This is a genomic window from Microbacterium sp. DT81.1 (assembly GCF_049844955.1).
In the GTDB taxonomy this organism is placed as follows: domain Bacteria; phylum Actinomycetota; class Actinomycetes; order Actinomycetales; family Microbacteriaceae; genus Microbacterium.
Genome location: NZ_JBNCMA010000011.1, coordinates 15,807 through 34,845 on the forward strand (window position 1 = coordinate 15,807; position 19,039 = coordinate 34,845).

At 69.8% G+C, this 19,039-nt stretch carries 12 protein-coding genes; 5 read left to right on the plus strand and 7 right to left on the minus strand.

Annotated elements, in window-relative coordinates:
• Positions 1–189: 189 nt before the first annotated feature.
• The 4 genes from ACLQ2Q_RS21175 to ACLQ2Q_RS21190 are packed head-to-tail and all read right to left on the minus strand — an operon-like array spanning position 190 to position 4,770.
• The gene (locus ACLQ2Q_RS21175; RefSeq protein WP_425823664.1) at positions 190–2,244 is read right to left on the minus strand and encodes a bifunctional aldolase/short-chain dehydrogenase; all 2,055 of its coding nucleotides are present in this window, start codon (positions 2,242–2,244) and stop codon (positions 190–192) included.
• Positions 2,241–3,176 carry an alpha/beta hydrolase gene (locus ACLQ2Q_RS21180; protein WP_425823666.1) on the minus strand — a complete coding sequence of 312 codons (936 nt, stop codon included), beginning with the start codon at positions 3,174–3,176 and terminating at the stop codon, positions 2,241–2,243. The genes ACLQ2Q_RS21175 and ACLQ2Q_RS21180 overlap by 4 nt, the downstream gene beginning before the upstream one ends.
• A 5-nt stretch (positions 3,177–3,181) precedes the next feature.
• A complete protein-coding gene (rhaI, locus tag ACLQ2Q_RS21185) occupies positions 3,182–4,348 on the minus strand; it encodes an L-rhamnose isomerase (protein WP_425823668.1) in 1,167 nt (388 codons plus the stop codon).
• Entirely contained in the window at positions 4,345–4,770 is a 426-nt protein-coding gene (locus ACLQ2Q_RS21190; protein WP_425823670.1) for an L-rhamnose mutarotase, read from the minus strand. The genes rhaI and ACLQ2Q_RS21190 overlap by 4 nt, the downstream gene beginning before the upstream one ends.
• A gap of 176 nt (positions 4,771–4,946) precedes the next feature.
• Between ACLQ2Q_RS21190 and ACLQ2Q_RS21195 the strand changes: the two genes are divergently transcribed.
• Entirely contained in the window at positions 4,947–5,810 is an 864-nt protein-coding gene (locus ACLQ2Q_RS21195) for a DUF294 nucleotidyltransferase-like domain-containing protein (protein ID WP_425823672.1), read from the plus strand.
• 72 nt (positions 5,811–5,882) lie between these two features.
• Here the strand turns inward: ACLQ2Q_RS21195 and ACLQ2Q_RS21200 are convergent, their stop codons facing one another.
• The 3 genes from ACLQ2Q_RS21200 to ACLQ2Q_RS21210 form a co-directional block, all read right to left on the minus strand.
• Positions 5,883–6,791 carry a carbohydrate ABC transporter permease gene (locus tag ACLQ2Q_RS21200; RefSeq protein ID WP_425823674.1) on the minus strand — a complete coding sequence of 303 codons (909 nt, stop codon included), beginning with the start codon at positions 6,789–6,791 and terminating at the stop codon, positions 5,883–5,885.
• Positions 6,788–7,705, minus strand: a complete 918-nt coding sequence (locus ACLQ2Q_RS21205) for a carbohydrate ABC transporter permease (protein ID WP_425823676.1) — start codon at positions 7,703–7,705, stop codon at positions 6,788–6,790. Before ACLQ2Q_RS21205 ends, ACLQ2Q_RS21200 begins: the two co-directional genes overlap by 4 nt.
• A gap of 111 nt (positions 7,706–7,816) precedes the next feature.
• Positions 7,817–9,136 (minus strand): ABC transporter substrate-binding protein, encoded by a 1,320-nt coding sequence (locus ACLQ2Q_RS21210; protein ID WP_425823678.1) that lies wholly within the window; start codon positions 9,134–9,136, stop codon positions 7,817–7,819.
• Positions 9,137–9,376: 240 nt separating this feature from the next.
• Between ACLQ2Q_RS21210 and ACLQ2Q_RS21215 the strand changes: the two genes are divergently transcribed.
• The 4 genes from ACLQ2Q_RS21215 to ACLQ2Q_RS21230 all read left to right on the plus strand — a co-directional run bounded on the left by ACLQ2Q_RS21215 (position 9,377) and on the right by ACLQ2Q_RS21230 (position 19,028).
• A complete protein-coding gene (locus ACLQ2Q_RS21215) occupies positions 9,377–12,094 on the plus strand; it encodes a family 78 glycoside hydrolase catalytic domain (protein ID WP_425823680.1) in 2,718 nt (905 codons plus the stop codon).
• Positions 12,095–12,135: 41 nt separating this feature from the next.
• A complete protein-coding gene (locus ACLQ2Q_RS21220) occupies positions 12,136–14,991 on the plus strand; it encodes a family 78 glycoside hydrolase catalytic domain (RefSeq protein ID WP_425823682.1) in 2,856 nt (951 codons plus the stop codon).
• 44 nt (positions 14,992–15,035) lie between these two features.
• Complete coding sequence (locus ACLQ2Q_RS21225; RefSeq protein ID WP_425823684.1) at positions 15,036–16,052, plus strand: LacI family DNA-binding transcriptional regulator; 1,017 nt, start codon at positions 15,036–15,038, stop codon at positions 16,050–16,052.
• An 81-nt stretch (positions 16,053–16,133) separates the two neighbouring features.
• Positions 16,134–19,028, plus strand: coding sequence for a glycoside hydrolase family 2 TIM barrel-domain containing protein (locus ACLQ2Q_RS21230; protein WP_425823686.1), 2,895 nt, complete (start codon positions 16,134–16,136; stop codon positions 19,026–19,028).
• The last annotated feature ends 11 nt before the right edge of the window (positions 19,029–19,039 follow it).

Below are 19,039 nucleotides of genomic sequence, written 5' to 3' on the forward strand. Positions count from 1 at the left end.
GCGAAGGGACGCAAACTGCTGCCTGGCGACCCCCCGAATCCGCGGATTGCGTCCTTTCGGCAGCGCGGCGGGAGGAGGTGCGCGAAGGGACGCGAAGTGCTGCCACGAGGGGTCCCGGGGCCGCGGATTGCGTCCTTTCGGCAGGGTCAGGGGTTCGAGCCGGCTCGGGGGGCGTCCCCTCGACCCCGCTCATCGCAGGAAGGCGGCCGCGACGCCCGAGTCGACCGGGATGTGCAGCCCGGTGGTGAGCTGGAGCTCAGGGCCGGTGAGGGCGATCACGGCGTTGGCGACGCTCTCGGGCAGGACCTCGCGCTTGAGGATCGTGCGCTGCGCGTAGAACTTGCCGAGGTCCTGCTCGTCGACCCCGTAGGTCTTGGCGCGGTTCGCACCCCAGCCGGAGGCGAAGATGCCCGAGCCGCGAACGACCCCGTCCGGGTTGATGCCGTTGACCCGCACGCCGTGCTCGCCGAGCTCGACGGCCAGCAGCCGCACCTGGTGCGCCTGGTCGGCCTTGGTCGCCGAGTAGGCGATGTTGTTCGGGCCTGCGAAGACCGAGTTCTTCGACGAGATGTAGACGATGTCGCCGCCGAGCTTCTGGTCGATCAGGGCCCGGGCCGCCGCCTTGGACACGAGGAACGAGCCCTTGGCCATGACGTCGTGCTGCAGGTCCCAGTCGGCCTCCGTGGTCTCCAGCAGGGGCTTGGACAGCGAGAGCCCGGCGTTGTTGACGACGAGGTCGAGCCCGCCGAAGGCGAGCACCGCGTCGTCGATCGCGCGCTGCACCGCCGCGGCATCCGCCACGTTCGCGGCGATGCCGATCGCGACATCCGTGCCGCCGAGCTCCGCGGCCGCGGCCTGCGCCTTCTCGAGGTCGAGGTCGGCGACGACGACGCACGCGCCTTCCGCGGCGAGCCGGGTCGCGATGGCCTTGCCGATGCCGGATGCCGCGCCGGTGACGAGCGCGATGCGCCCGGCGTGGGTCTTCGGTTTCGGCATCCGCTGCAGCTTCGCCTCTTCGAGCGCCCAGTACTCGATGCGGAATTTCTCGGCGTCGCTGATCGGCGTGTACGTCGAGATCGACTCGGCGCCACGCATGACGTTGATCGCGTTGAGGTAGAACTCTCCGGCGACTCGGGCGGTCTGCTTGTTGGCGCCGAAGCTGAACATGCCGACACCCGGCACGAGCACGATCAGCGGGTCGGCGCCCCGGATCGCGGGCGAATCCGGCTCGGTTGCTGAGCCTGTCGAAGCATGCTTCTCGTAATACGCCGTGTAGTCGGCCCGGTACGCCTCGTGCAGCTCGGCGAGGCGTTCGATCGACTTCTCGACGCTCGCATCGGACGGCAGGTCGAGCAGCATCGGCTTGACCTTCGTGCGCAGGAAGTGGTCGGGACAGCTCGTGCCGAGCGCCGCCAGCTTCGGAGCATTCGCCGAAGCCAGGAACTCGAGCACCCGCGGGTCGTCGTTGTAGTGGCCGACCATGGGCTTGTCGTGCGACGCGATGCCGCGGATCGTGGGGGCCAGCGCGGCGGCCTTCGCGCGGCGCTCGTCGTCGGGCAGCGGCGTGAACTTCTTGCGCTCCTTGCCGAAGGGCTCCTTCTTGCCGTTCGCGTCGAGGTAGGCCTGCGCGGTCTCGATGATCCAGAGCGAGTTGGTCTCGGCCTCTTCGCTCGTCGCGCCCCACGCGGTGATGCCGTGGCCGCCGAGGATGCAGCCGATCGCCTCCGGGTTCTTCGCCTTGATCGCGGCGATGTCCAGGCCCAGCTGGAAGCCGGGGCGCCGCCACGGTACCCACACGACCTTGCCGCCGAACGCCTTCTTGGTCAGCTTCGCACCGTCCTTGGCGGTCGCGAACGCGATGCCGGAGTCGGGGTGCAGGTGATCGACGTGCGCCGCGTCGACCAGGCCGTGCATGGCGGTGTCGATCGACGGCGCGGCGCCGCCCTTGCCGTGCAGGCAGTAGTCGAAGGCCGCGACCATCTCGTCTTCGCGGTCGACGCCAGGGTACACATCCACGAGCGCGCGCAGGCGATCCAGACGCAGCACGGCGAGCCCCGACTCGGTGAGGGTTCCGAGGTCTCCGCCGGAGCCCTTCACCCACATCAGCTCGACGGGTTCGCCCGTGACGGGGTCGGTCTCCGAGCCCTTCGCCGACGTGTTGCCGCCGGCGTAGTTCGTGTTCTGGGGATCGGCGCCGAGGCGGTTGGACCGCGCGATCAGGTCGGTGACGGCCTGGGTGGTCATGAGAGGGATCCTTCGGTGAGTGGTGCGCCTGCTCCGAGTGCGGACACGGGGGTGGGCGCGGACACGGGGGTGGGTGTGGACGCAGGGGTGGGTGTGGACGCGGGGGTGGATGTCGCGAGTGCAGCGAGCCGCCCCGCGATGCGGTCGATGGATGCCTCGAAGCCAGGCTCCTGCGGGCGGTTCAGGTGGCCGTGCTCGGTGCCTGCCTCGGTGAGCACCTCCACGTCGACGCCCGCCTCGGCGAGCGAAGCGGCGAAGGCCTCGCCCGAGACGCGAAGCTCGTCGACGTCGCCATTGATCATGAACGTGGGCGGGAAGCCGGCCAGATCGGATGCCGTGGCCAGGCCGGGCACGGCGGGCAGCGGTGCCTCGTCGCCGCGCGGCAGAGGGTGACCGACGAAGTTCTCGTACATCTCCCGCACGCTGTCCGGGCCGAAGCGGTCGGCATCCGGCCGGGCATCGAGCGCGGCGCGCAGCGCCGGCGGGGTCGGGGGCTGCACGGCGTGCAGGGTGGGGTAGGCCAGCACCACGGCAGCGGGAAGCTCGCGGCTCTCGCCCGCCCGGCTTTCGTCGTCGAGCAGGCGAAGGACCGCGCCGGTCACGAGGTTCGCCCCGGCGCTTGCGCCGCCGATGGCGAGGCGCGCGATATCGATGCGCAGGCGAGCGGCGTTCTGCACGGTCCAGGACCAGGCGGCCAGCACGTCATCCGACGGCGCCGGGTAGCGGCATCCGTCCCCCGCGAGGCGGTAGTCGACCGAGACGACCGTGATCCCGCGTGCGGTGAGGGCGTGCGCCACCGCGTCCGCCTCGGGCATGTCCAGCGCGCCGCCGGCGAAGCCGCCGCCGTGCGCCCAGACCAGGCCGGCGCCGAGGGGAGTGCGCCCGGGATAGACCCGCACCAGGCCCTCGGCCGCGGCATACGGTTCGCTCATCGTCGCTACGCTCCCCAGCCGGCCTGGACGCCGCCGACGCGGTCGGCCTCGATCTTCTCCTGGTAGCCGGATGCCGCGAACGCGGCCATCGGGTCGGCCGGAAGTCCGCGGGACTCGCGCCATTCGGCGAGGCCGGGGCGCACGTCGGTGTAGAACGCGTCCATCAGCACGGCGTTGGCGGCGAGGACGTCGCCGGACACCTGGGCGGCGCGAAGCGCCTCCTCGTCCACGAGCAGGGCGCGCGCGGTCATCTCCTGCACATTGAGCACCGAGCGGATCTGGCCGGGGATCTTCTTCTCGACGTTGTGGCACTGGTCGAGCATGAACGCCACGTCGGGGTTGTTCAGGCCTCCGCCGCGGATCACCTCGAAGAGGATGCGGAACAGCTGGAACGGGTCCGCGGCGCCCACGATGAGGTCATCGTCGGCGTAGAAGCGGGAGTTGAAGTCGAACGAGCCGAGCTTGCCGAGGCGCAGCAGCTGCATGACGATGAACTCGATGTTGGTGCCGGGTGCGTGGTGTCCGGTGTCGAGGCAGACCATCGCGCGCTCGCCGAGGGCGGCCACCTGCACGTAGGACGTCCCCCAGTCGGGAACGTCGGTGTGGTAGAACGACGGCTCGAAGAACTTGTACTCGAGCACGAGGCGCTGCTCACCGCTCAGGCGGGCGTAGATCTCCTGCAGCGACTCCTGCAGGCGGTCCTGGCGGCCGCGCAGGTCGGCCTGGCCGGGGTAATTGGAACCCTCGGCGAGCCAGATCTTGAGGTCGCGCGACCCGGTGGCGTCCATGATGTCGATGCACTCGAGGTGGTGGTCGATCGCCTTGCGGCGCACGGCCGAGTCTTCGTGCGTGAGGGCGCCGAACTTGTAGTCGTCGTCCTGGAAGGTGTTGGAGTTGATCGTGCCGAGCGCTACGCCGAGGTCCTCGGCGTGGCGGCGCAGCGCGGAGTAGTCGTCCACCTTGTCCCACGGGATGTGCAGCGCGACACTCGGCGCGAGGGCCGTGACCCGGTTCACCTCAGCGGCATCCGCGATCTTCTCGAACGGATCGCGAGGAGTGCCCGGTGTCGTGAAGACCTTGAATCGGGTGCCTGAGTTGCCGAACGCCCACGACGGGAGCTCGATGCCCTGGCCCTCGAGGGCGGGGAGGATCTGTGCGGGAAGGCTGGTCACGGTGCGTCGCTTTCTGTGGATGTCGGTGCGTCGTCGTCTCGCCGGCGCTCACGCGGTGCGAGCGGGTCTCCGGCTGCGGCGAGCTGGTCTTCGAGCTGGAAGATGGGGGTGAGCGGGGTCGCCGCCTGGTCGGGGCGGCCGTCCAGGCCCACGAAGAACGGGGCCATCTCGGCCTCCCAGCGCGCGGCGAGGGGCGACGCCGCGAGGTAGGCCTGCGCGGCGACGTCGTCATCGGTCTCGTAGTAGCCGACGAGCCGGCCGCCCTCGCCGAGGAAGAGGGAGTAGTTGCGTCGTCCGGCGGCGGCGATCTCGGCCAGCATGTCGGGCCGCACCGGAGTGTGCCGTCGGATGTACTCATCGAGCAGCTCCGGCTTCACCCGCAGTTCGAAGCACACGCGCTCGGGCGCTTTCTCGCTCGTCATCGAGAGGGCTCCTTGGGGATTCGGGGTGGGGCGCTGGGGAAATGAATCGTTTCAAGGATAGGCCACATGAGACCTTCCGGCAAGCCGGATCCCTCACAAGCGGGTCGGGGATTGTAACGTTTCACCGTAGGGTGTAAGTGCGGCCGCATCGGCCCAGTACTCGAAGGGGAGTGCCCATGGAGCAGCAGGAGCGCGCGCTGGCGGCCTACATCGACACCGTGAGAGAGCATCCGGCGACGCTCGCCGTGATCGTGGTCGGCTCGGTGGCCCGCCGCGACGAGCGGGCGGAGAGCGATGTGGATGTCTACCTCGTCGTCGACGACGCGAGCTTCACCGCGGCATCCGCCGAGAACCGCCTCGCGTGGATCGAACGCCGCGACGCGGACTACCCGGGCTCCTACATCGACATCAAACTCTCCAGCCCGGGCTACCTCGCGGCCGCCGCCGAGCACGGCGACGACCCGACCCGCGCCTCGTTCGCCGGCGCCCGCGTCGCCTACGCGAGGAGGGACGCTTCGCGTGTGGACGAATCGAGCGTCGACGGATCGAGCGTCGACGGATCGAGCGTCGACGAATCGAGCGTCGACGCCCCCGACCTCGACGACCTGATCGGCCGCATCACGCGTCTGCCCGACGGCGAGTGGGAGGAGCGGGTGCGCTCGCACCTCGCGCAGGTCCGCCTGCACGGCGGCTACTTCCTGCGGCAGGCGGCGGAGCGCGGCGACGAGTTCCTGCTCCGCCACGCCGCTCTGCACCTCGCGCTCGCCGCCGCGAGAGCCGCCTTCGCCGCCGACCGCACGCTTCTGCAGGGACCGAAGTACGTCAGTCGGACGCTTCGCGGCGTCCCCACGCCGGAGGGGTTCCTCGAGGCCTGGGACGACGTGGTGGCGCGCCCCGGTCTCGACACCGGCGAGCGCCTGATGCGCCTCGTCGAAGAGTGGCTCGGCGACCGACTCGACGCGGACCGCACGCTGTCGACCTTCATCCGCGACAACGAGCTCGCCTGGCTGCGCGGCGGCGTGCCGGCCGAGTACTACTGAGCCGGCAACGGCTGGTCTCCGGCATCCCGTGCGATGACCTGCACGGGATGCCGGAAGCATCTGCGGCACGCCTCACCCCTTGACGGCACCGCTGGTCATGCCCGCGACGATCTGGCGGTTGAAGAAGATGTAGAGGATGAGCGGCGGAATCGTGATGAGCAGGATGTCCATGAACAGCAGGTTCCATTGGCTGAGGTTCTGACTCGAGAAGTTGTACAGCGTGAGCTGGACCGTGGCGTTCGCATCACCCGGGAGGAAGTACAGCGGTCCGGTGAAGTCGTTGAAGACCGCAACCGCCTGCACCACGATGACGGTGACGACCACCGGCTTGAGCAGCGGCAGCACCACCCGGAAGAAGAGTCGCATGGGGCCGGCTCCGTCGATGATCGCCGCTTCGTCGAGCTCGCGGGGGATCGTCGAGACGAACGCCCGGAACAGCAGGATGCAGAACGAGAGCCCGAAGGTCGCCTCGATCAGGATCATGCCGGGCAGCGTCTTGAAGATGCCGAGGCCCTGCATGACCCAGATGGTGGGCACGACGGCCGGGGGGACGATGAGTCCGGCGAGGACGAAGAAGTTGATCAGGTGATTCCAGCGCGACTTCCGGCGCTGGAGCACGTAGCCGACCATGGCCGCGAACACGACCATGAGAATGACGCTGACGATGGTCAGGATCGTGCTGTTGACGAACGCGCGGACGAGGATGTAGTCGCGGGTCTCCAGCACGGTGACGAGGTTCTCCCAGAGCATCCAGCCCTGCTGGGGGAGGGAGAACTCGAACAGCGCCGCTTCGGCCGGGTTCTTCGCCGCGGTGAGGAAGATGAACGCGAACGGCACGATGAAGACGACGATCGACACCAGGATCGCGATGATGCCGAGGAGGTACTTCCTCAGGAATCGCTGGAGCGTCAGAGGCCGGCGATCCGCGCGCGGAGTGCGCCCGTGCGAGTCGGCGGTGGTGATCGTGCGTGTGAGCGTCATGATTCCACCTGCCGACGGGTGAGGAGGTACTGGATCGGGAGGACGATCGCTGTCACCACGAGGAAGAGGATGACGTTCCCCGCCGTCGACAGGCCATAGAAGCCGGCCTGGTACTGCTTGTAGATCACCGAGGCGACGACGTCGCTCGAAAAGCCGGGACCACCGCGGGTCATGGCCCAGATGAGCTCGAAGTAGCGGAGACCGCCGATGAGCGAGAGCAGGATGACCGTGGCCGTGGCGGGCCGGACGAGCGGCAGCGTGATGTGCCAGAAGTTCTTCCACGACCCGGCGCCGTCGACCTTCGCCGCCTCGTAGTACTCCTGCGGGATGGCGACGATGCCGGCGATGTAGATGAGGGTGGCGATCCCCACGCCCTTCCACACGTCGACGAGGGCGACGGAGTAGAGCGCGAGCGCGGGGTCGGTGAGCCAGTTCGGGCCGTCGATGCCGAAGACTGCGAGCGACTTGTTGATGAGTCCGTCGAACGGGTCCATCAGCACCTTGAAGGTGACGCCGATGCCGATCGTGGAGACCAGCACGGGGAAGAAGATCGTGGAGCGCAGGTAGCCCCGGCCGAGGATGGCACCCGTCAGGAGCACGGCGAGAGCGAGGCCCAGCACCACCTTGAGCCCGGAGGTCAGGAACCCGTAGATGAAGGTGTTGATGAGGCTCTGGAACATCATCGGCTCCGTGAAGAACGTCACGAAGTTGTCGAACCCGATGAAGGTGGCGTCGAACAGCGTCCATCGGGTGAGCGAGAAGTAGAACGAGGCGAAGGTGGGGACCGCGAACAGCATCACGTAAAGGACGCCCGAAGGGATGTAGAACCAGAGGGGATACGGGCTCTTCATACTGCGACGCTTGGCGGGGGTGGCTTTCGCGGGGGCGCTCGGCGGCGCTGCGAGTGTGGTCATGTCATCTCCATCGATGTGCCTGCTTCTGGATGAGGGGTCGCGCCGCGGGCGGCGCGACCCCTATCGATCGTTCGGCTCAGTTCCGGGTATCGGTCCTCAGCCGATCAGCCATCACCAGCCTTCGAGGCCGAGCTGCTGCGCCTGCTTCACCACGTCGGCGTCATAGAGCGCCGCGCCGTCCTCCGCCTCCCGGATGCCGGAGCCGACCTCGACCGTGATGTTCTCGAGGTTCGGTCCCTTGATGGGTGAGAGGAACTCGAGGGCCGGGTTGGTGTTGCCCTCGTCGAAGTAGGGCTGCATGTCCTTCAGGAGGCCCGGGACATCATCCGGCAGTGTGCACGCGGTCGTCGCGAACGGCCCGCTCGGCACCATGACCGTGGTCTGGATCTCGCAGCCTTCCGGAGAATTGAGGAACGCGACGAAGGTCTTGGCGGCCTCGAGCTTGTCGCCCTCGGTCGTCTTGGGGATGTAGACGGCGTTGGGCAGCCAGACGGTCAGCTTCGTGTCCTCGGCATTCTGGGCCGGGAGCGGGAAGACCCCGATGTTCTCCAGCTCGTCGGGGAAGTTCTGCTGGAACGTCGAGACGATGCCGGTGAGGATCGGGTAGTGCGCACCCTCGCCGGTCGCGACCATCCGTGCCCCATCGTCGTACAGCGCCGAGGCGAAGTCCTCGTTCCACCAGCCCGCTTCGAATCCGGCCTGCTGGTTCGCGAAGCCCGCGAGGGCCGGCTCGTCGACGTACTTGCGGTTGCCCGCCGTGTACTCCTCCGCCCAGTCGGGGTCCTGGGCGAGGACGTTGCCGAAGTCGCCGAGCACGAACAGCTGGCTCGTCCAGGTGTCGCCGTACGTCTGGATGACGGGGGTGATGCCGGCTTCCTTGATGGCCTCGTTGTTCGCGGCGAACTCATCCCACGTGGTGGGAACCTGGAGCCCGAGATCGGCGTAGACCTTCTTGTTGTAGACCACGGCCCCGGCCTGGGTCGCCCCGAAGGGCGCGCCGTAGAGGCCGTTGTCCGTGGAGACGACCGGCTTCATGGTGTCGATGAGGTCGCCGGCCCACGCCTCGTCCCCGAGCGGGACCAGATTCTGATCGGGGTTCATCGCCTGGAACAGCGAACCGGAGTTGTAGTAGAAGACGTCTTCCATCTCGCCCGTGGCGAGCTTCGTCTTGATGAGGTTGTCGCCCTCGGTGCCGGCGGGCTGGGTCTCCAGCCGCACGGTGATGTCGTCGTTCTCCGCCTCGAACGCCTCGATCAGCGCTTCGGCGACAGCGACGTTCGTGCCGGTGTTCTGCGTGAGGAAGCTGATCTCGTTCGCGCCGCCCTCACCGCCGCCGCCGCCGTCGCCGCCGCTGCACGCGGCGAGAGGGAGGGCGAGGGCGAACACGCCCGCTGCCGCCACGATGGTTCTCCGGGTCGAAGAACTCTTCATCTTTACCTCCTTGTAAAGCAGCCCCGGGGCTGAGAGCCAGGACTGTCTGGCTGTGTTCTCACCGCTGTCGACTTCACTCAGCGGATGGTTGAAACGGTTCAACTGGAACGAGAGTACGACGCCCGGCCGGGAGAGTCAACGACCAATTCCGGTCCTGGCGGTAACGATCTCGTAACCCGGATGCCCCAGGTGCCCCGACATCCCGCTCCGGGTTGACAATCGGTCTTGAATCGTTTCAGGATGGAAGACCCTGTCGGCGAGGATGCCGGCGCGAAAGGACACGGAAACATGACGGATCTCCCGCCCGCCGCCGAATCCGACGAGGCGACGCGCATCGCAGGACTGCGCTCCTCGTTCGGGCGGGGTCTACTCGGCACCCCGCTGACCGGTCTCCGACTCTCGTGGGCGGTGCGAAGTGAGAACGCCGACGCCCGCCAGCTCGAATACCAGCTGGCCGTCTCGAGCGGAAACGGCGAGTGGGACGTGCAGCCCGCGATCGCGGGGGAGGTCTCCACCGGCATCCGCGACGCCCGCGGGTTCTCGGCCCGCGAGGTGCGACGCTACGCCGTGCGGGTGCGAACTCAGGTGGGCTGGACGGCGTGGAGTACCCCCCTCACCGTCGAGGCGGGCGTGCCGGGCGATGAGCTGGACGCCCGCGTCATCGGCATCCCGAGCGAGGTCGCCGGCCCGGTGCCCCTGCTGCGTCGGGAGTTCCGGCTCGAGACGGCCCCGCGATCTGCGCGCCTGCGCCTCAGCGCGCTCGGGCTGGTCGACGCCTGGATCAACGGCGTGCGGGTTTCGGATGCGCTGCTCACTCCCGGATGGACCTCCTACCAGAAGCGGGTGCTCGTCGACACGCTCGATGTGACCGACCTGCTCCGCGCCGGCGACAACGTTCTCGTCGCGGCGGTCGGCGACGGCTGGTATCGGGGGCCCTTCGGCTTCGCGCGGAGGACGGCCATCTACGGCGACCGCATCGGCGTGCTCGCCCAGCTCGAGCTCACAAGCCCCGACGGCGCCACCGAGATCATCGCGTCGGACGGGTCGTGGCGCGGGGGCTTCGGTGCTGTCCGGTCGGCGGGAATCTACGACGGCGCGATCATCGACCAGTCCCTCGACGCGGTGGGCGTGCACGAGCCGGGTTTCGACGACAGCGGCTGGGCTCCGGCATCAATCATCGAGACCGACCTGGCGCGCTTCGAGCCCCGCGCGTCGGAGCCCGTCCGCGTCATCGCAGAACGCGAGATGAGCATCGAACGCCGGAACGACCGCCTGCTGCTGGATTCCGGGCAGAACGTCTCGGGATGGGTGCGGCTCGTGGTGCGCGGCGCGGCGGGGGATGTCGTCACCATCCGCCACGCCGAGGTGCTGGAGCCGTCGGGGGAGCTGCACACCGCGGCGCTTCGGAAGGCGAAGGCCACCGACGTCTACACCCTGGCCTCGGACGGCGAGCACGTGCTCGAGCCGGTGTTCACCTTCCACGGCTTCCGCTACGCCGACGTCGTGGGCGACGCGGAGGTGGTCTCGGCCACGGCCATCGCCATCTCGAGCGACCTCGAACCGCGCAGCACGTTCCGTTCCTCCGATGCGGCTCTGGACCAGTTCCACTCGAACGTGCTGTGGTCCCAGCGCGACAACTTCGTCTCCGTGCCGACCGACTGCCCGCAGCGCGACGAGCGCCTCGGGTGGACGGGCGACGCACAGGCCTTCGCGGCGACCGCGAACACGCTGCTGGATACCGAGGCGTTCTGGATGTCGTGGCTGCGCGACCTCGAGATCGATCAGACCGACGAGGGCGGTGTGCCCTCGGTGGTGCCCGACATCATCCGTCGCCAGGACATGCTGATGGGCGGCACGCCCACCGACAACATGGGGCGTGCCGGGTGGGCGGATGCCGCGACCATCGTGCCGCTCGCGGTATACGAGTCGTACGGCAGCACGGAGGTGCTCGAACGGCAGCTCGACAGCATGAGACGGTGGGTGGGCCACCTGCGCCGGCGTGCGGGCGACGGGATCGTGCTGCCGACGGAGCCGTTCCAGTACGGCGACTGGCTCGACCCGGATGCCCCGGCCGCGCGCCCGTGGGAGGCCAAGGTATCGAGCGACTACGTCGCGAACGCGTTCTACGTGCACTCGGCACGGCTGGTCGCGCGCGCCGAGCGCCTCGTGGGCGATGCCCAGGCGGCATCCCAGTACGACGCCCTCGCCGATTCGGTCGCAGCGGCGACCTGGGAGCGGTGGGGCGAGGAGGCCGTCTCGACCCAGACCGGCGCCGCGCTCGCGCTCGAGTTCCGCCTCGCACCCGAGGAGCGCCGGGCCGGCATCGCGGACGACCTCGCCGCGAACGTCGCCAGGTCGGATGGGCGCATCTCGACCGGCTTCCTCGGCACGCCGCTGGTGCTCTTCGCGCTGTCGAACAACGGCCACGTCGCCGAGGCGTACCGCATGGTGCTGCGCCACGAAGCGCCGTCATGGCTCTACCAGGTCGACCGCGGTGCCACCACGGTCTGGGAGCGGTGGGACGCCATCCTCCCCGACGGCTCCATCCACGGCGGCGACATGGATGCCGGCAACAGCGGCGGCGAGAGCGGCGGTATGCTCTCGTTCAACCACTACGCCTACGGGGCGATGATCGACTGGGTCTACCGGACGGTCGCGGGGCTGGCACCGGATGCCGAGAGCCCCGGCTATCGCACGGTCCACGTCGCTCCGCGACCCGCGCGCGCGCTCGACCGCGCCGCCGCGACGATCGCGACAGGTCTCGGCGAGCTGTCCATCGACTGGCGCCTCGACGGCGATGCGTTCGAGGCGACGCTGACCGTGCCGTTCGGCGCCCGTGCCCTGCTCGACCTGCCTATCACCGAGTCCTCCACCGTCACGGTGAACGGCGCCGCGGCGCCGGACGAACTGCACCACGGCACCCACCGCATCACCGTCACCGCACCGGCCGTCGCGTGAGCGCCGGTCCGATCGACGAGAACCACCTGAAGGAGATCCCCGTGACCACCCCCGTCGTCTCCCGCGTCAGCACCGACGCACCATACGGCAGCGACACCGTTCCCTCGCCCGCCCCACGCCTCGGCTGGGTCACCGAGACCGACGCACCCGACTGGATCCAGGCATCCGCGGAACTGGAGCTGACCCGCCCGAGCGCGGTGCAGCACCACACCGTGGACGGGCGGGAGTCGGTGCAGGTCGCGTGGCCGTTTCCGCCGCTCGCACCCCGCGAAGAGGCGGAGCTGCGCGTCCGCGTCACCGGCGCCGACGGCGTCGGCGGCGAGTGGAGCGCCCCCCGCCGCATCTTCGCCGGGTTCCTCGGCGAGGGCGAATGGACGGCGGAGGCGATCGGCCTCGCGGACCCCTCCCAGCATGCGCAGCCCGCGTACCTGCGCACCGCGTTCGAGGTCGAGGGCGAGGTCGCCCGGGCGACCCTGTATGCCACCGCGGTCGGCGTGTACCAGGCGGCCGTGAACGGCACGGACGTCGATGACCAGGTGATGAAGCCCGGCTGGACGCCGTACCAGGCGCGCACCATCCACGAGACGACGGATGTCACGGCCTCGGTCACCGAGGGGCGCAATGCCCTCGGCATCCGCCTCGCCGGCGCCTGGGCGACGGAGTACTTCGGCTTCCGCGACGATGCGCACCCGCACTACGGCGCCCAGCCGCGGGTCGCCGCGCAGCTGCTGATCGAGTACGCCGACGGCCGCTCGCAGCTCGTCGCCACCGACCCATCGTGGAAGGCCTCCACCGGCGCGCTCGTGGCGAGCGGGCTTTACCAGGGCGAGACGTTCGACGCGCGCGTCGGCGTCGGCGCCTTCGGCGCTCGCGCCAAGAGCACCGACGCTTCCCCGGCCCAGCCCGGTTTCAGCGAGGTGGGATTCGACGACTCCGCGTGGCCGGCGGCCGCCGCGGCGGAGACCATCGTCGCCCCGGAGCCGCGCACGTCGCCCTTCGTGCGCCGGATCGAGGAGCTGCCGGTGCGCGAGGTGATCACCACCCCGGCGGGAAGGACGGTGCTCGACTTCGGCCAGAACCTGGTCGGCCGGCTCCGCATCCGGGTGCAGGGCCCCGCCGGAACGACCGTGACCCTTCGGCACGCCGAGGTCCTGGAGCACGGCGAGCTGGGCACCCGTCCGCTGCGCGCCGCCGAGGCGACCGACCACTACACGCTCGCGGGCACCGGGGGCGCGGAGGAGTGGGAGCCGGAGTTCACGTTCCACGGGTTCCGCTACGCGGAGATCTCCGGGTGGCCGGGGGAGTTCGATCCCGCCGACGTCACAGCGGTCGTGCTGCACAGCGACATGGAGCGCACCGGCTGGTTCGAGACCTCGCATCCGCTCGTCTCGCAGCTGCACGAGAACATCGTGTGGGGGCTCCGGGGCAACTTCCTCTACCTCCCGACGGACTGCCCCCAGCGGGACGAGCGCCTCGGCTGGACGGGCGACATCCAGGTCTTCGCCCCGACCGCGAGCTTCCTCTACGACGTGCGGGGGTTCCTCGACACGTGGCTGCGCGACCTTTCGATCGAGCAGGAGGCCGGCGGAGGGGTCGTGCCGTTCGTGGTGCCCAACGTGCTGGGCGCGCCCAAGCCCGCGGCCGCGTGGGGCGACGCCGCGACCGTCGTGCCGTGGGTGCTGAACGAGAGATTCGGGGATGTCGCGACGCTCGAGCGCCAGTATCCGAGCATGACGTCGTGGGTCGACACCCTGCTCGAGATCGCGGGCGATCGCCGTCTGTGGGAGGGACGCTTCCAGTTCGGCGACTGGCTCGACCCGGATGCGCCGCCGGACCAGCCCGCGAAGGCCAAGACCGACGGCGACATCGTGGCCAGCGCTCACCTCTTCCTCTCCACCCGCAACGTCGCGCACGCGGCGGAGCTGCTGGGCAGGGACGAGGACGCCGAGCGCTACGGCCGCATCGCCGAGGAGGTGCGGGCCGCGTTCCTCGCCGAGTACCTGACCCCCTCGGGACGAATGGTCTCGGACGCGCAGACCGCGTACGCGATGGCGATCGTGTTCGGCATCGCACCGGAGGGTCTACTCCCCGCGCTCGGTGCTCGTCTCGCCGAACTCACGCGCCGGGGCGGCTACCGCATCGGCACGGGCTTCGTCGGCACGCCGATCATCGCGGACGCCCTGAGCAGCACCGGGCACGTCGACGCCGCGACCCGCCTGCTCACCCAGAACGAGAACCCCTCGTGGCTCTATCCCGTGACCATGGGCGCGACGACGATCTGGGAACGGTGGGACTCGATGCTGCCCGACGGCACCATCAACCCCGGCGAGATGACCTCGTTCAACCACTACGCCCTGGGTGCGATCGGCGACTGGCTGCACCGGGTCGTCGCAGGACTGGCGCCGGCGGCGCCCGGCTACGCGAAGCTGCGCATCGCGCCGACACCGCTCGCGGGATTCGACTTCGCCTCGGCCGAGCACCTCACGCCCTACGGTCGGGCCGAGGCCGGCTGGCGTCGCGAGGGGAGTCGGATCGTGATCGAGGCCGTCGTGCCGCCGAACACGACCGCCACAGTGGTGATCGAGGGCGAAGAGCACGAGGTCGGCTCGGGAACGCATCGCTGGGAGATCGACGACGCGGGAGACACCCCCGCACCGCCGGTCGTCGATCTCGATTCCAGCCTCTCGGTGGTCATCGATGACCCTGAGGCATATCGCGTGGTGCTCGACGTGATCGCGGAGGAGAAGCCGGAGGCTGCGGAGCGCATCCGCAGGAACACGACGTGGGCGGAGGGTCGACGGCTCGAGGAGGCGCTGTCCCGGGATGCCGGGCCGGCGCTCCGAGAGAGGGTGGCCGACCGTCTGGCAGAGTTGACCGCGAGCCGCTCGGGCGGCTGAGTCTTTCTGATAACACGGTCCGAGGCGAGGAGAACGGGGCGGGCGTGGCAGTGAGTGTGCGGGATGTGGCGGCCGCGGCATCCGTGTCGGTCGGCACTGTCTCGAACGTGCTCAATCGGCCGGCGAAGGTCGCGCCCGCCACGGTGGAGCGCGTGCTGCACGCGATCGAGCAGCTGGGCTTCGTCCGCAACGACGCCGCCCGGCAGCTGCGCGCGGGTCGAAGCCGAAGCATCGGCCTGATCGTGCTCGATGTGCGCAACCCGTTCTTCACCGACGTCGCCCGTGGCGCCGAGGACCGGGCCGCCGAAGAGGGCATGACCGTGCTGCTCGGCAACAGCGATGAGAACGCCTCGAGGGAGGGCTCCTATCTCGACCTGTTCCAGGAACAGCGGGTGAACGGGGTGCTGATCACCCCCGTGGCCGAAGACATCACGCGGCTCGAGCGGCTGCAGGCGGGAGGCACGCCCGTCGTGCTCGTCGACCGTCACACCGAGGACGACGCGTTCTGCTCGGTGGCGGTCGACGACGTCGAGGGTGGGCACCTCGCCGGAGCGCACCTCACGGCGATCGGGCGCCGGCGGATCGCGTTCGTCGGGGGCCCGCCCTCCATCCGCCAGGTCGCCGACCGGCTGCTCGGCGCGCGGCGGGCTGTGGATGCGACCCCCGGAGCGACGCTCGAGGTGATCGAGATGACAGCGCTGACCGTGCTGGAGGGGCGGAGAGCCGGAGAGGGGATCGTCTCCCGCGCCCCTCACGATCGCCCGGATGCGATCTTCGCCGCGAACGACCTGCTCGCGGTGGGCCTTCTGCAGGCCCTCGTGATGAGCGGCGACCTGCGCGTTCCCGACGACATCGCGCTCATCGGCTACGACGACATCGACTTCGCGGCGGCCACGGTCGTGCCGCTCAGTTCCGTTCGGCAGCCGGCGTCGCTCATCGGCTACACCGCGGTCGATCTGCTGCTGCGCGAACTCGGTCTCGCCGATGACGGCGAGAGCGCCCAGGAGCGGGCGGTGCTCTTCCGGCCGGAACTCGTGGTGCGCGAGTCCACCGGCGGCTGATCCATGGCCGGATATTGGGAGAGCACCGCACCGGGGAGGGGACGCCGGGCTCCACGTGCCGAGGCGGTGAGCGACGCGCGGGTGCTGAGTCTCAATGGATCGTGGCGGTTCCGGCTCTCGCCGACCGCGGCGGGCTCGGGCGAGGAGTTCGTCGGGGAGGACTTCGACGATTCCGGCTGGGATGCGATGCCCGTGCCGTCGCACTGGGTGCTGGAGGAGTTCACCCCGCTCGCCGGCGGACCGCCGCGCTCGATGCGGGGCACGGCCGAGGGTCCGCTGTACACCAACACCGCCTATCCGATTCCGCTCGACGCTCCCCGGGTGTCGACCGAGAACCCGACCGGCGACTACCGCCTGGTCTTCGACGTGCCGGCGGATTGGGAGTCGGCGGTGCTGCGGTTCCAGGGCGTCGACTCTTGTGCCAAGGTGTGGCTCAACGGCGTCGAGCTGGGGTGGTCGATGGGCAGCCGGCTCCCGTTCGAGTTCGACGCGGCGGTGGTTCCAGGCCCGAACCTGCTCGCCGTGCGGGTGCACCGCTGGTCGGCGGGCACCTACCTCGAAGACCAGGACATGTGGTGGCTCCCCGGGATCTTCCGCGACGTCGAGCTGATCGAGCGGCGCGCCGGCGCCATCGACGACCACTTCGTGCACGCCGACTTCGACGCGCGGACGGGCATGGGCGCGCTGCGGGTGGATGCCACGGCCGAGGCCATCGTAGAGGTGCCGGAGCTCGGCATCCGGATGCCGGCGGGGGAGACGGCGCGCGTGCCCGTCGAGCCCTGGAGCGCCGACGCGCCTCGGCTTTACAGCGGGACCCTCACCTCGGCGGGTGAGGTGGTGCAGCTCGCGATCGGCTTCCGCCGCGTGGAGATCCGGGACGGGGTGTTCGAGGTGAACGGACGGCCGCTCACCTTTCGCGGCGTGAACCGGCATGAGCACCATCCCGACACCGGCCGCACCCTGAGCCGCGCCACGATGATCGAGGACATCGTGCTGATGAAGCGCGCGAACATCGACGCCGTGAGAACGAGCCACTACCCGCCGCATCCCGAGTTCCTGCGGCTCTGCGACGAGTATGGGCTGTGGGTGGTGGTGGAGTGCGACCTCGAGACGCACGGGTTCATCTATGACGGCTGGGCCACCAACCCTCCGGACGATCCTGCCTGGCGTGAGGCGATCCTCGACCGGATGCGGCGCACCGTCGAACGGGACAAGAACCGCCCCAGCGTCGTGATCTGGTCGCTCGGCAACGAGAGCGGCACGGGCGAGGCCTTCGCCGAGCTGGAACGCTGGACCCGTGAGCGGGACCCGTCGCGGCCGGTGCTCTACGAGCGCGACCCCAGCTACCGCAACTCGGACTTCTACTCGCTGATGTATCCCTCGCTCGAGCTGCTCGAGCAGATCGGTCGCGGCGAGGAGCCGGCACCGGAGGGGATCGACGAGACCGACGAGGCACGACGCCGGGGGCTGCCCTTCCTTCTCATCGAGTACGCGCACGCGATGGGCAACGGACCAGGGTCGCTGCAGGACTACTGGGCGATCATGGACGCGCACCCCCGCCTCTGCGGTGGCTTCGTGTGGGAGTGGATCGACCACGGCTTCTCGGCACGCACGGCCGAGGGCGTGCCGTTCATCATGCACGGCGACGACGTGGAGTACGAGCCGCGGGGCGGGCGCTTCAGCCTGCACGGGCTGGTGTTCAGCGACCGCACGCCGACGCCGGGCCTCGTCGAGCTCGCCAAGGCCTACGCGCCGATCTCGATCCGGGTCGGGGCCGAGGTGGAGATCGCCAACGCGCGTCACTCCGCCGACACGTCCGACCTCGCCTTCCGGTGGGCGGTCGAGCTCGACGGCCGCGTCGCGGAGTCAGGGACGCTCGCGGTGGAACCCGTGCCCGCGGGCGCGAGCCTCACCGTGCCACTGCCCTTCGACCTGAGCGCCTCACCGCACGCCGTGCTCACGGTGGAGGCCGCGCTCGCCGCCGATGGCTCCTGGGCCCCGGCCGGGCACGTGGTGGCGTGGGGCCAGGCCGTCGCCGAGCCCGTGCGCGCATCCACCTCCCCCGCATCCACCGCCCCCGCATCCACCGCCCCTGCATCCGCCGTCTCGGCGCCGGGCGAGACCGCCCGCGCGCCCGCCGGTACGGACATCGCGATCGGCGCCGCGGTCTTCGACGCGACGACGGGCCGGATGCGGCGGCTCGGCGCCCTCGAGCTCGACGGTCCGTGGCTCGATCTGCACCGCGCGCCCACCGAGAACGACCACGGCCAGGGCGACCTGAACGACATCGCCTCGGTGTGGCGCAAGACCGGCCTTGACCGCCTGCAGCACCGCACCGACTCCGTCGAGGCGGGGGCGGACCGGCTGCGTGTGACGGGGCGCACCGCGCCGACGTCGCATCCCCACGGAGTGGAGTGGCAGATGCTGTGGCTCGCCGACGGGGACGGGGTCGTGCTCGAGACGACGGTGGACTTCGTCGGCCCGTGGGCGGACACCCCATACATGCACCGCGACATCTGGGTTCCCCGCCTGGGACTGCTCTTCTCCCTCCCCGGCGGCTACGACGCCGCCCGATGGTGGGGCCGGGGTCCGGGTGAGACGTACGTCGACTCTTGCGAGGGGTCACGCCGCGGGGTCTTCCACCGCACGATCGATGAGCTTCAGGTCGACTACCCCGTGCCGCAGGAGAACGGCAACCACATCGAGACGCGGTGGCTGGAGCTCTCCGGGTCTTGGGTGCCGAATCTGCGGGTCGAGGGGCGCCCGGAGTTCGACTTCACCGCCCGGCGGTGGACGTCGTTCGACCTGCAGCGCGCCGCCAAGCCGCACGAGCTCGTCGACACCGGCCGCGTGTGGCTGAACATCGATCACCGGCAGCAGGGTCTCGGCTCGGCATCCGTCGGCCCCGCGCTGCCCGAGCGCTACCGCGTGCCGCGGGAGCGAACGACGTGGAGCGTGCGGCTGTCTTCGGTCTGAGCCCGGGGAGG